Source organism: Rhizobium sp. CB3171, from assembly GCF_029714265.1.
Classification (GTDB): domain Bacteria; phylum Pseudomonadota; class Alphaproteobacteria; order Rhizobiales; family Rhizobiaceae; genus Rhizobium.
The window spans coordinates 2,564,051-2,576,412 of the sequence record NZ_CP121653.1; the positions used below are offsets into that span (position 1 = coordinate 2,564,051).

Consider the following 12,362-nt stretch of genomic DNA (forward strand, 5'->3'; position numbering starts at 1 on the left):
CCATGGAAAATCTGCTCTATGAATTGAAATCGACACAGACCGGCGGAACCCGCGCCGTCGCTCTGGTGGGCGTCGTCGCTTCGGGTAACCTCGAAGTATTGCTTGAACGGCGGGAAGCGCCCGACCGATGCGTCATCGAGATCGCGACGCCGGCTCATGGTTTCGCCGAGTTGTGGGCGGCGGTCACCGAAGATTTCGCGGCGCGCTCGGCCGCCGGCGGTCTGCGCATCACGATCAATGATGGCGGCGCACGGCCTGACATGGTGGCGCTGCGACTGGCCCAGGGCGTGCGGCTGATGGAGAAGCCAGAATGAAGGATCCTCGCACGCTACGCCGAAGCTGGTACGAAGAATCTGCCCGTGGCCGGTTGAGGCATCTGCTCGATGCCGACAGTTTCACCGAATTTCTGGGTCCGGAGCGGCGGGAGACAAGCCCGCACCTTGCGCTCTTCGATTTGCCTCGGCAGTTCGACGACGGCATCATCGTCGGTGCCGGCCGCATCGACAGTCACCCCGTGCTGGTGGCCGCCCAGGAAGGGCGCTTCATGGGCGGCGCCATTGGCGAAGTTCACGGCGCCAAGCTGACAGGCCTGCTGCAAGCCGCGGCCAAGATGCGGCGGGATATCGTCATTCTCTTCGACACCGGTGGCGTGCGCCTCCAGGAGGCCAATGCCGGCGAGCTGGCGATCTCCGAGATCATGCGCGCCGTGCTGGAGGCGCGATCCGGGGGCGTGCGTGTCATCGGTCTTCTTGGCGGCAGGGCGGGCTGCTATGGCGGCGGCAGCCTAATTGCCGGCTGCTGCTCGGCGCTCGTCATCTCCGAGCAGGGGCGTTTATCCGTTTCCGGGCCGGAGGTTATCGAGACGAACAAAGGCGTGGAAGAATTCGACTCCCGCGATCGAGCCTTGGTCTGGCGAACCATGGGCGGCAAGCATCGCTACCTGATTGGCGGGGTTGATGTCTTCGTCGAAGACGATATCCCCGCTTTCCGGGTTGGTGCAATTGCCGCGCTACAACGGCCAGCCATCTTGGACCAAGCGGTGCTCGAAGCGGAACAGACGCGGCTCGAATATCGATTGCGCCGTTTTGGTGATGCCCGTGATGCCACCGAGATATGGGCCCGGCTGCATATTGAGCATTCCGCCGAAATACCGGACCGGGATATCGAGACTTTCCTCACCACAGCCAATATCCATCGGGAGAGTGCCGATGCAGCTCGCTGATATTCTTTCTTCACTCTTTCCGGCCGGCTACGAGATAACGCAGGCGGATGGGCTTGTTACCGGCTGGGGCCGATTGGATCAACAAAACTGGATCGATCTGATCGGCGTTGCCGACAAGACCTATCCCGGCGTCGATGAGGCGCTAGCCGTGGCCGCGCATGTCCTTTCCGTCGCCCGGCGGCCGGACAGGTCGCCCCTGCTCTTCCTGGTTGACTCCGGCAGCCAACGGATGAGCCGGCGTGATGAACTCCTTGGTCTCAGCGAGGCGTTGGCGCACTTGGCGAAGGCATTATGGCAGGCAGAGCGTGCCGGACATCGCACGGTCGGCCTGCTCTACGGTGGCAGCGCTGCCGGCGCCTTCATTGCCACCGCGCTGGCCTGCGGATCGCTGGTAGCCCTGCCCACCGCCTGGCCCGAAGTCATGGACCTGCCATCCATGGCCCGAGTGACAAAGCTGCCGCTCGCTACGTTGAAGGAAAAGGCCGAGACAACCCCCGTCTTCGCGCCCGGCCTCGATAATCTTCTTGCAACCGGCGCCATAGCAGAGGTTTGGGATCCAGCGGCTTCTTTGAACGCTCAACTCGTAGCACTTCTTGCCAAGCCTGCTTCAAGTGATCTGCGCGCAAGATTGGGCGCCGATCGAGGCGGCCGGCCGAAGGCCGCCATGATTGCGGCCGAAGTGGAACGGCTGGCTTTGCTCCATGATTGATGTCGCTGCCCTCCGCCGTCACGATCTCGCCTATGTGCGCTCCGAGGCATGGCCCGGCCTGCTGCAAGGCCGAGTCGAGGCGGAAATGGAGCCCGATCTGCTGGCATGGGCAACATTGGGGCGACCGACAATTTTCCGTCGTCGAATCTGCAGCGATCCAACAGATATCATACCCTTGGGGCTGCCACTTCCACCGGGCATGGGGCGCAAACGGCTTGCGCTCGCCTGCCCACCGACTGCCGTGATACGGACAGCGCCTCCTCCTCTGCTGAGGGATGTGCTGCCCGCGGCACCGGCACGATGGCGCCCGACCATTGGCGCGCTGTTGGAGGCAAATGCCTCGTGTCGCTGTTTCGGGAGTTTGGCTTGGCAATACCTGACCGGCCTTTCCTATCTGATCGATACTTCCGATCTCGATCTTTTGGTCGAGTGTCGCTCGAGCACAGATGCAATGCGAGCGACGGCTTTGCTGAACTATGTTGCCGAACGCGCGCCGATGCGTATCGACGCGGAATTGATCACGCCTTGCGGCACGGCCGTTCAATGGCGGGAATGGCTGTCGGGAAACCCGGAGCTACTGGTTAAATCCCATACCGGATCGGCCCTGATTGCGCGGGAGGCGCTCTTTGCATGACGTTTCCATTGTTGGCTGAACGACGCTCTGTCGCCATCGAGCATTGCGATCCCGAGCTGATCGGACAGTATGCCGCACGAGCGCTGGTTCTGGAGGTGGAAACTTGGCCCAAGCCCGGCTTGGTCAGCCACATCGACAACGGCGCTCACGCCGACATGGACGCTGATCTCCTGCGCCTGAGCGCTCGGACGCTGGAACCATTCTTCATCGCGCTTGCTGAGGCGGGCGCCATGGATGCGAGCATGGATCGTCTGCGCCAAATCGGTATAGAGGCGGAAAGCGCAATGCGGAGTGCGACCGGAGGGGTCAATACCCATCGCGGCGCCATCTTCGGTCTTGGCCTGCTGGCGGCTGCAGCCGGCTTGGCGGCAACGTGCGATTGGCAGGCACCGCTCGGTGCCCTGATCAAGCTGCGTTGGGGACAGGATATCATCGGCAAGGCGCCGGAGCATGACAGTCATGGTAGCGTCGTGGCACGACGCTACCATGTCGGCGGCGCCCGGGCCGAGGCTGCCGCCGGCATGCCGTCCGTCTACGATATTGCCCGCCCGGCGCTTGCCGAAGGACGGCGTCTGGCCATGGGTGACGAGGAAGCGGCAAGGGTCCATGCGTGCATGGCCCTGATCGCGGTGGTCGACGACAGCAATTTGCTTTATCGTGCCGGCCCTGAAGGGCTGAATTTCGCCCGCGACAAGGCCCGCGCCTTCCTGGCGGATGGCGGGGTCGGACGAGCGAACTGGCGATGGCATGCCAAAGCCATTCATGAGGCATTCGTCGCGCGCAATCTCAGCCCGGGTGGGTGTGCCGATCTGCTTGCCATGGCGCTGTTTACCGAGGTGTTGGAATTGTGACCCTCGCGCTGTTCTGTTCGGGCCAAGGCCATCAGAACCGGGAGATGTTCCGACTGCTTGCAGCGGAACCCGATGCGCAGCCCATACTCGAGGCCGCAACCGCCGTGCTCGGGACCGACCCAATGGACTTCTGCCGAACTGCCCCCGAAGCCGCCTTACATGCAAACCGCGAGGGCCAGATCCTGTGCGTGACGCGTGCGCTTGCGATTGTTCGCGCCCTTTTCCCGACCGGCGCGCCCAGCGAAACGGTGGTGGCCGGCTACAGCGTCGGCGAAATGGCGGCATGGGGAGTGGCCGGCATCTGGTCGCCCATGGATACTCTCAGGCTTGTCGATCAGCGGGCACGGGCAATGGATGCAGCGGGCGGGCCAAATGACGGGCTCGGCTATGTGCGCGGTTTGCCAGAGGCGGCCGTGGAACATCTAGCCAACCGGTTCGGCTGCGCAATCGCCATTGTAAACCCGGATCTCCTGTTCATCGTTGGCGGTGACAGACGATCAATCGATGCGCTCTGCGCAGCGGCGCTGCAGGAAGGTGCCGCGCGTGCCGCCCCGATGATGGTACATGTCGCCTCTCATACACCACGGCTCGCCGGTGCGGTCGCACAGTTTGACAGCGCTCTTGCCTCGGCGGTCATGAACCGCCCGATCCTCCGCCTCATGACCGCCAGTGGTGCCACCCTTGTTACCGATCCGCATCGTGCTCGAAAAGGTCTGGCACGGCAACTGGCCGAGAGGATCGATTGGGCAGGCATGGTTGAAGCCGTGGCCGAACGTGGCGTGACCGCGATCCTCGAACTGGGGCCTGGCCGTGCTCTGGCGGAAATGGCAGCGGTTGCCCTGCCTTCAGTCATGGTGCGCGCAGTGGATGACTTCCACAGTCTTGCAGGTGTTAGGGCCTGGCTGGCTGCCCGCTGAAATCAAGACCTCTGCCTCGATTCCTCGAAGCGACCGCGGCACAGATACCTCTCTCGTAGTGACGGTGGAAACGGATGCAGGCGACCCTTGCGACCGATTTCATTCAGACAAGTGGACGGCCCTATGTCAGTACTGCATGCTGAAACCGATCGGATACAGCGGATTGGCCGTGTCGTGCGGAACGTCGGATTTCTGCGCCAACACCTCGGCCATGGATGAGGGAAGTTCGAACGGCAGCTTGCCTTGCGCCTTCTGCTTACCCTCGATCACATCGAACAGGGCTTCGTCGCTGGCACCGAAATTGGCAAGGATAGCACCGGCCCGATCACGGAGGCCGGTGAGGATCGCCGGCCGCGCCAGATAGATCGTGACAATGGTCGGAACCTCCTTGGCGGCGCTTTTGAAGGCCTCGAAATCGGCATTGCCGTCCTTGAAATCAAGATCGCCCTCTTGGTGACGGGAGCCGAAGAAATAGTTCATATGCGGCTGTTGATAGGGTGCATTCAGCCGCACCAGCGCAAAATCAGCTTCGCGGGCCGTAGCAACGACCGTAAAGCCGCGGGCCGCTGCCACTTTCGGATCGACCCCATAAAGGAACACCTTCTTGCCGCTCAGGACCGGCAGAAGCTTGGCCTTGTTGTCGAGCAACACCATGGCCTTGGCCTGCGCGGCAGTCGCTTCCGCTGCGAATGTCGGATTGCCGACAATCGAGCGTGCCGTCTCCGGATCGACATAGGGATTCTCGAACAGGCCCTGCTCGAATTTCTGGATCAGGATCCGGGTCGCGGATTGATCGATGCGCTCTTCGTTGATCTTCTTATCCTTCACCGCTTCCACGAGAAGGTCCGAGGAAGTCACGCCGCCGAACTGATCGACGCCGGCATTGACGGCTTTTGCGAACCGGTCGACACGGCTCAAGTCCTCCACACCCCAGGGCATGCCGAAGGTTTCCTCGTTCAGAGTTGGCTTTACCCCCGGCTTCTCACCTTCCAGGCAGGTGCCCTTGCAATCGTTGGTGATAAGCCAATCGCTGAGGATGACGCCGTCGAAACCGTATTTCCCGCGCAGCAGGTCGGTCAGAAGCTGCTTGCTGTATCCGGCTCCGACCGGTTCCAGCGGCTTGCCGTCAAGGTTGACGCCCTCGAGGATCGAATAGGTGGGCATCACGCCTGCAACCTTGGCTTTGAACGCTCCTTCGAAGGGGATCAGATGCTCGGCGAAATTATTGCCGGGAAAAACGGAACGGCGGCCATAGGCGTTGTGACTGTCGTAACCGTCCTTTGCAGCACCATAACCGACCCAGTGCTTAGCAACGGCGACGACGCTATCGCGGTTGATGCCGGTCTCGCCGTTCTGAAAACCGGCGACATAGGCTTCCGCCATGGTTTTGGCGAGCTGCGCATCCTCGCCGAAGGTGCCGTTGACGCGCGGCCAGCGGGGTTCGCTTGCGAGGTCGATCTGGGGAGAGAGCGCCTCCTGGATACCAACGGCGCGATATTCCTGGCGGGCGATATCGCCGAACCGCCGCACAAGCGCCGCATCGCCGATGGCCGCGAAACCAAGAGTCTCGGGCCATTTCGAGAAGGCGCCGGCAGAAACGCTCGCACCGAGCACGAACTGAAAATGATTGCGAGGATCGGTACTGATCGTCGCCGGAATGCCGAGACGGCCGGCTTCGGCGATCTCCTGCAGCTTGTTGTTCTCTCCGGCGAGAACAGCAGGATCGCCAGACAATCGGGTGATGAAGGTGACGACCTTGCGCTTGTCGATCATCTCGCTAGCGCGGTCGAGATCATATTGGGAACCGACACCCATGCCGGCTCCGGGACCGACGGAAGGCGCCGTGCCGTGCATCATCAAGCCCGCCTTCTCCTCGAGAGTCATACGCCTGACGAGATCGGCAGCGCGCTCAGCGGCCGGCAGCCGCCAATCCTCGTAAGGGTCGAGTTTGCCGTTGCTATCGAGATCCTTGAACGACAGCCCGTCCACGTTCAGCGTTTTGGCGATGCGGGCGGAGAGCGCCGGCTGCTCCTGCGACAAAGCCGTCGAAGCGAACAGTGATCCGAGCGCGCACATGGCAATGAAATATTTCATGGCATCCTTCCCAAAAGCATCCTAATCGATCCCACTAAGTTGAAGGGGCGCAGACTGCGCCGCCTCATTGCGCAATCACATACCCGTAAGCGAAAACTAACGTAACTCATCGACAATCGGATTGCGCAGAATGCCAAGTCTGTCGACTTCCACCTCGACGACATCTCCGGGCTTCATCCACAACGGCGGCTGGCGCTTGGCGCCAACGCCGCCCGGCGTGCCGCTGACAATGACGTCGCCTGGCTCCAACCGAGTGAAACTGGAGCAATATTCAATCTGCCGGGCGATATCGAAAATCATCTGACCAAATGTCGCGTCCTGAACCACCTCGCTGTTCAGACGGGTCTGAATGCGGAGATCAGGCAGCGGGCCAAGCTCGTCCGGCGTCATCATCCACGGCCCGAAGGCGCCGGTGTCGGGAAAGTTCTTGCCCGGGGTGAACTGGTGCGTATGACGCTGGAAGTCGCGCACGCTGCCATCGTTGTAGCAGGCATAGCCGGCGACATAGCCCATGGCCTCATCCCGCGTAATGTAACGGCCGGACTTGCCGATAATGACTGCCAGCTCGCCTTCGAAATCGAGTTCCGTCGAGACCTTTGGGCGCACGATCGGAGCGAGATGGCCTATCTGGCTATTGGCATAACGAGCGAAGATAGTGGGGTTTTCTACCTCCGCACGACCGGTCTCCTGACGATGCATTTCATAGTTCAAGCCGACGCAGAGGATCTTATCGGGATTGGGAATGACCGGCAGCCATTCGATTTGGCTAAGCGGCGTGGCAGGGGCGGAAGCGGCTGCCTCGGCAACGCCGGCAAGACCGGCGGCCACAGCCGATTTGAGATCGGCATAGCGCGATGCGAGAGCCACGCCGGTATCGAGGAAGCGATCGCCCTCCACGACGCCCCAGGTCGTGCGGCCGGCGATCTTGACGGTGGACAGTCTCATGGTTCTTGCTCCTGTAGTGGGATCAGACTTGGCGGCGGGCGCTTTCACACCCGCTGCATTTGATCGGTGAAGCGCGTCATCTTGCCGAAGCGCTCAATGGTGCGATCCGGAAAGATCAGCGCGAAGGCGGAAATTGCGCCGATGATGAGGATTGCGGCGGTGAACAGCATGGCATTTGCATAGCCGGCGGCGACATGATCGGGTCCGGCGGCCTGCACGATCATGCCGGTGACGGCGTTGGATGCGAGCGCGGAGACAGCGTTTGCCGAATAGATCACAACGATCAGCCGGCCGCGCTGAACGGCGGGAGCGACGCTACCGAGTGTGATTGGGCCATAGATGGTCGTCAGACTCGGAGCGGCAAAAGCAATCGCGATCAGCGCCAGTTGCAGCGGGCCGCTGACATGAACCGAGGCGATCAGCGCCAGGCCGCTGACGAGCAATGCATAGCCCGAGGCGCTGCCGAGGGCGGTACGCTTGCTGACACCCTTCTGAAGCATCCGCTGCGCGATCCATGATCCGATGAGCAACAGCGGCGACTGAAAGATATAGACAGCCGAGATGATCGAACCGGTCTCAGTCTGCGAATAGCCGAGACCCTGCTGCAGGAAGGGCGGCAGCCATGTGGCCGACATGCCGACGATCCAGTAAGACATGGTCGACATGATGATGACGCCGATCACGGTCGGGTCGAGCCAGAGCTTGCGAGCCGGAATCGGGGACTCTTCGCCAACAACGCGAGCTTTTTCATTCTCGGCGACCGCATGTGGTCCCTCACCGCCGATGAGCAGCCAGGCAATGATCCAGGCGACGCCGATCAGGCCGCAAAAGAGGAAGCCCGAACGCCAGCCGTAATTGACGATTACATAGGTCAGGATCGGACCGCCGGCGAGCAGGCCGACGCTGATGCCCTGCAGCACGACGGCACTCGGCACGCTGCGCTTTTGCGGGCTGAACCAGTTGTGGCAGGCATGCAATGCCGTCGGCAGCCCAGGTCCTTCTCCAAGGCCGAGCAGGATGCGGCAGGCGACCAGAACCGTCACCGAACTGGTGAAGTAGATCGGGATCTGCGCGATCGACCAGATTGCCGCAAGAATGACGAGGATCCATTTGACGGGGACGCGGCCGATCACGAAGAGGCCGACGAGGACGCCGGATATCGAGAACAAGAGAAAGAAGCTGCTGCCGATCAGGCCGAACTGCTGCGGCGAAATACCGAGGTCTTTCATGATCGACACGGCGGAAAGGCCGAAGACGAGCTTGTCGAAGAAGTTCAGCGTTTGGAACAGAAAGAGAAGGATAAGGACGGCAAAAGGTCGCCAATTGCTGGCGGTATCAGCGGTTGACTTGGTCATATGTTCCTCCCAGAACCCCACAAAAAACTGCAATTCCTGACGGGCGCATCTGTCAGGCGAGACGAGTACGCAGATCGGCGATCTGCTGGCGAAGCGTCTCGACGTTGCTGGCGGCGCCAAAAACATAATGATCAGGGCGCACCAGCGCGGCGACCGCGCCATGGCGGTCGAACCAGGCCGAAAGCACACCGTCCTTTTCACGAAGCGCCGACGGATCGGCTGCATCATCGTTTTGACGCGCAACGGCTTTCACAACGATCCCGTCGATCGCTTCGGCCAGGGCTTCTCCCTCTCCCGCCCTGATCCGACGGCCGTCGAGAACAAGCCGCCATTCCGGTCCGGTAAAGGTATCCAACAGGCGCGCAGAAGCGCCTTCGACGATTACCGGCTGCGGGAATAGCAATCCCCGTGCCGGCGTGCCTTCCATGGCGATCAGGCCATCCTCGATCGGCGGTACGATTTCCTGGCGGGTAATGGTCAGTGGCCGACCGCCGCCCTCTGCGAGAATGCGTGCGTCCCGCGCCGCGGCAGCCGCCGGGTCGCGTTCACAGATCGTCTGGCCGATCGCCTTGATCTTGCCGGTTAGCGCCCGCACATGCCGCTTGCGCTCGACCGTGTAAGTGTCCAGCAGCTTTTCGGAAGATTGCCCCTTCAGGATGCGATCAAGCCGCCAGACGAGATTGGAGACGTCGCGCAGGCCCTGGCACATGCCTTGGCCGATGAAGGGCGGCTGCTGGTGCGCGGCATCACCGGCAATCATTACCCTGCCCCGTCGCCATTCGTCGGCGACCAGCGCATGAAAGCGATAGGCGGCGGCCCGCCAAAGCTCACCCTCGTCCGGCGTCAACCAGGGCGACAACAGCCGCCAGACATTCTCCGGCTTTTCCATCTCGCGTGGGTCTTCGCCTGGCAGAAGCATGATTTCCCACCGGCGGTGGTTCTTCGGCCCCATGATGTAGCTGGTCGGACGCGCCGGATTGCAGAACTGGGCCGAAGTCTGCGGCAGGTTACCAAGTGCAGCCTCATGCACCTGCACATCGACGACGAGCCACGGCTCGTCGAAAACGAGATCTTCGAGCCTCATTCCGGACAATTCTCGCACGCGGCTCCAGGCACCATCGCAGCCGATCACGTATTTTGCGGCGATCGTCTGATATTCGCCGGAGGCATTCTTAAGCGTTGCGACGACCTCATCAGACCGCGGCTCAAGAGCGACCATTTCCGTACCAAGCTCGATCGTCACGCAGTTGAAGCTCTCTGCATGACGTCTCAAGACGGCCTCGACCGGAGGCTGGGTAAACACCATGCTGGGGGTATAGCCGAGCGGATAGGGCTCGGGCACCATATCGATACGGCGAATGAGCTGCCCTTCAGCGCCAAAGTGCTGGGATGCCGTGAATGGTGCGATATGGGGAAGCACTTCGTCGGCAATGCCCATATTGTCGAAATGGCGCAAAATTTCATGATCGAGCGCGATGGCGCGCGGCTTGTCGTAAATACCGGTCAGCCGATCGACGACGAGCGTGGAATGGCCCCGTGCGCCAAGCATGCCGGCAGCCACAGCTCCAGCCGGGCCGAACCCGACCACCAGCACGTCATAATGATTTGAAATATCGTTGTCGTTCTTCACAGGCATGCCTCTGCAAGTGTCTACTGGGCGCACTAGGCGCCGGAAAATCCGATGGAAATCTGCGCCTTCTTGCAGGCGTCGCTCTTTGGAGGCGCAATGCCCCAGTGGTCGGTCCGACCGGGCGGCCAGACCCATTCCTCCGGACCTCGGGCTCGGTAGCTGTCATCCACCTGCAGGACTTCCGCGGTGTATTCGATCACCACGCCCTGCGGATCGACAAAATAGGCGAAGACGTTGTCGCCCGGCCCATGCCGGCCGACGCCCCAGCCGATCGGATAGCCGTGATCGACGACGCGGCCCGAGCCTCGCATGACGGATTCGAGATCGGGCATCAGGAAGGCGACATGATTCAGCCCATTTGCCGGTGCTTCAGCCAGCACGACCGCATGATGGTCGTCGTTGCAACGCAGGAAGGCCATAAGCTTCGATCGGTCGGTCAAGCGGAAACCAAGAACATCGCGGTAGAATTCCGAAAGCGCCTCGATCTGAGCGCTGTTGATATTCACATGGGCAAGCCGCCCGGGCCGATTGGGGACCACATGCCCTTGCTTGCGGTGGTCGCCGTACACAAATTCCAGAACCGAACCTTGTGGCTCGCGGATGACGAAACGCTCGCCGCCAGAGGGCGCATCGGCGGGCCCGATTTCGCGCAGGACTGCGCAGCCTGCAGTAACTGTTTTTGCGAAGAGCGATCTCAATTCTTCGGGCGTACTCACGCGAAAGCTGATCTTGCGCAATTCCGAGCGGTCGCTTTGCTTCAATTCCAGCACATGAAAATCATCGCCCGTTGCCGCTAGGAAAACCTTGTTCCCCACCCCGGCAACGACATCCAGCCCCCACACGCGGGTGTAGAAATCGACCGACGCCGCAAGATCGGGCGTACCCAGTTCCACGCTGCGCAGAGCGGTAACAGGAAATTCGGTCATAGGATCTCCAGAGCCAGGAAGGCTTGCGCATTCCCAAATGTCAGGCGCTCGCGCAAACCTGCATCCGCGAACGCTTCCTCGATGCGAGTAACAGGCTCGTTCTCTCGGAAATTAAAGGGATAGTCGGTGCCGAGCAGCACGCGCTCCTCGCCGAAAATAGAAACCAAGCGGCGCAGCATGTCCGCATCGAAGACCAGCGAGTCCACGTAGAGCCGCCGTGCCTGCACCGCAGGCCTATCCGGCATGGTCTCATTGAGGGCCGGGAAAGCCGAATAACCTTGCTCCAGCCGCGGCAGCAGCAAAGCGAACGTGCCGCCGCCGTGACTAAAGGCGATCCGCAGTTTCGGGAATTTCTGAAGCAGCCCGCCGGTAATCACGGATGCGGCTGCCAATCCGAGATCCGTCGGGTAGCCGAGCACCTGCTGAAGCGGAGCCGGCCCAAACAGCCTGTCCATACCGGTCGGACGCACCGCATGTACGAACACGGCGGCGCCAAGCTTCTCGGCTTCCGCAAAGAATGAATGAAAACGCGGATCGCCGATCGTGACACCATTGACGTTGCTGCCGATCTCAACACCGCGAAAGCCGAGTTCGCCGACGATGCGATGCAATTCGAGGATGGCAAGATCGATATCCTGAAGGGGAACACCCCCAAGTCCGACAAAGCGCCCCTCTCCTTCGGTAACAATCGCGGCGATCGAATCATTGACGTGTCGGACCAGGTCGCAGGCAGCGCTTGTTTCGATCCAGTAGCCGAAGAGTTCCGGCATGGGCGAAAGTGCCTGAATCCGAATGCCGGTCCTGTCCATCTCCTCCAGCCGTCTTTCAGCAACCCAGCAGGCATCGCTGACCGTGCGGTATGGCTTGTCATCGATGACGACAGTCGCATGACACGCGTCCGCGGCCACCATCGATGGCCAACCGCGAACTGTCACACCGTTGGCCAGAGCTGGAAAACGTGCAGGCACCACATGGCAATGGATATCGATGCCACGGCAGGTGCAGCCACTCGAAAAGGCGCCCGGCGCTCCCTTTTCCGCTCCGCTCATTGGATCCTCCCTCATCAGCACCCCTCATAA

At 61.3% G+C, this 12,362-nt stretch carries 12 protein-coding genes; 6 read left to right on the forward strand and 6 right to left on the reverse strand.

Translation table 11 applies throughout. The features are described from left to right. Nucleotides 1-2: 2 nt before the first annotated feature. From mdcC to QA648_RS30855, 6 genes are read left to right on the forward strand one after another with little or no spacing between them, the layout of a single operon-like run. Complete coding sequence (gene mdcC / locus QA648_RS30830) at nucleotides 3-314, forward strand: malonate decarboxylase acyl carrier protein (protein WP_283052729.1); 312 nt, start codon at nucleotides 3-5, stop codon at nucleotides 312-314. Beyond that, entirely contained in the window at nucleotides 311-1,222 is a 912-nt protein-coding gene (locus tag QA648_RS30835) for a biotin-independent malonate decarboxylase subunit beta (protein ID WP_283052731.1), read from the forward strand. Before mdcC ends, QA648_RS30835 begins: the two co-directional genes overlap by 4 nt. Further along, nucleotides 1,209-1,931 (forward strand): biotin-independent malonate decarboxylase subunit gamma, encoded by a 723-nt coding sequence (locus tag QA648_RS30840; protein ID WP_283052733.1) that lies wholly within the window; start codon nucleotides 1,209-1,211, stop codon nucleotides 1,929-1,931. Before QA648_RS30835 ends, QA648_RS30840 begins: the two co-directional genes overlap by 14 nt. Continuing rightward, complete coding sequence (mdcG, locus tag QA648_RS30845) at nucleotides 1,924-2,565, forward strand: malonate decarboxylase holo-[acyl-carrier-protein] synthase (protein ID WP_283052735.1); 642 nt, start codon at nucleotides 1,924-1,926, stop codon at nucleotides 2,563-2,565. Before QA648_RS30840 ends, mdcG begins: the two co-directional genes overlap by 8 nt. Continuing rightward, nucleotides 2,562-3,416, forward strand: a complete 855-nt coding sequence (mdcB, locus tag QA648_RS30850; protein WP_283052736.1) for a triphosphoribosyl-dephospho-CoA synthase MdcB — start codon at nucleotides 2,562-2,564, stop codon at nucleotides 3,414-3,416. Before mdcG ends, mdcB begins: the two co-directional genes overlap by 4 nt. Before the next feature lie 44 nt (nucleotides 3,417-3,460). Then, entirely contained in the window at nucleotides 3,461-4,333 is an 873-nt protein-coding gene (locus QA648_RS30855) for an acyltransferase domain-containing protein (protein ID WP_283052737.1), read from the forward strand. 126 nt (nucleotides 4,334-4,459) lie between these two features. Here the strand turns inward: QA648_RS30855 and QA648_RS30860 are convergent, their stop codons facing one another. The 6 genes from QA648_RS30860 to QA648_RS30885 form a co-directional block, all read right to left on the reverse strand. Next, nucleotides 4,460-6,427 (reverse strand): glycoside hydrolase family 3 N-terminal domain-containing protein, encoded by a 1,968-nt coding sequence (locus QA648_RS30860; protein WP_283052739.1) that lies wholly within the window; start codon nucleotides 6,425-6,427, stop codon nucleotides 4,460-4,462. A 96-nt stretch (nucleotides 6,428-6,523) separates the two neighbouring features. Then, nucleotides 6,524-7,372 (reverse strand): fumarylacetoacetate hydrolase family protein, encoded by an 849-nt coding sequence (locus tag QA648_RS30865; RefSeq protein WP_283052740.1) that lies wholly within the window; start codon nucleotides 7,370-7,372, stop codon nucleotides 6,524-6,526. Between the two features lie 44 nt (nucleotides 7,373-7,416). Continuing rightward, entirely contained in the window at nucleotides 7,417-8,727 is a 1,311-nt protein-coding gene (locus QA648_RS30870) for an MFS transporter (protein ID WP_104827758.1), read from the reverse strand. Nucleotides 8,728-8,779: 52 nt separating this feature from the next. Further along, nucleotides 8,780-10,276, reverse strand: a complete 1,497-nt coding sequence (locus QA648_RS30875) for a bifunctional 3-(3-hydroxy-phenyl)propionate/3-hydroxycinnamic acid hydroxylase (RefSeq protein WP_283054316.1) — start codon at nucleotides 10,274-10,276, stop codon at nucleotides 8,780-8,782. 113 nt (nucleotides 10,277-10,389) lie between these two features. Next, nucleotides 10,390-11,283 carry a VOC family protein gene (locus QA648_RS30880; protein ID WP_283052743.1) on the reverse strand — a complete coding sequence of 298 codons (894 nt, stop codon included), beginning with the start codon at nucleotides 11,281-11,283 and terminating at the stop codon, nucleotides 10,390-10,392. Further along, nucleotides 11,280-12,332: an amidohydrolase family protein gene (locus QA648_RS30885; RefSeq protein WP_283052745.1), complete on the reverse strand. Its 1,053-nt coding sequence runs from the start codon at nucleotides 12,330-12,332 to the stop codon at nucleotides 11,280-11,282. Before QA648_RS30885 ends, QA648_RS30880 begins: the two co-directional genes overlap by 4 nt. Nucleotides 12,333-12,362: the final 30 nt, after the last annotated feature.

Coding starts and splice junctions, on each gene's coding strand:
- mdcC (WP_283052729.1), top strand. CDS start 3: ATGGAAAATCTGCTCTATGAATTGAAATCGACACAGACCGGCGGAACC.
- QA648_RS30865 (WP_283052740.1), bottom strand. CDS start 7,372: ATGAGACTGTCCACCGTCAAGATCGCCGGCCGCACGACCTGGGGCGTC.
- QA648_RS30885 (WP_283052745.1), bottom strand. CDS start 12,332: ATGAGCGGAGCGGAAAAGGGAGCGCCGGGCGCCTTTTCGAGTGGCTGC.
- QA648_RS30840 (WP_283052733.1), top strand. CDS start 1,209: ATGCAGCTCGCTGATATTCTTTCTTCACTCTTTCCGGCCGGCTACGAG.
- mdcG (WP_283052735.1), top strand. CDS start 1,924: ATGATTGATGTCGCTGCCCTCCGCCGTCACGATCTCGCCTATGTGCGC.
- mdcB (WP_283052736.1), top strand. CDS start 2,562: ATGACGTTTCCATTGTTGGCTGAACGACGCTCTGTCGCCATCGAGCAT.
- QA648_RS30835 (WP_283052731.1), top strand. CDS start 311: ATGAAGGATCCTCGCACGCTACGCCGAAGCTGGTACGAAGAATCTGCC.
- QA648_RS30870 (WP_104827758.1), bottom strand. CDS start 8,727: ATGACCAAGTCAACCGCTGATACCGCCAGCAATTGGCGACCTTTTGCC.
- QA648_RS30880 (WP_283052743.1), bottom strand. CDS start 11,283: ATGACCGAATTTCCTGTTACCGCTCTGCGCAGCGTGGAACTGGGTACG.
- QA648_RS30855 (WP_283052737.1), top strand. CDS start 3,461: ATGTTCCGACTGCTTGCAGCGGAACCCGATGCGCAGCCCATACTCGAG.
- QA648_RS30875 (WP_283054316.1), bottom strand. CDS start 10,276: ATGCTTGGCGCACGGGGCCATTCCACGCTCGTCGTCGATCGGCTGACC.
- QA648_RS30860 (WP_283052739.1), bottom strand. CDS start 6,427: ATGAAATATTTCATTGCCATGTGCGCGCTCGGATCACTGTTCGCTTCG.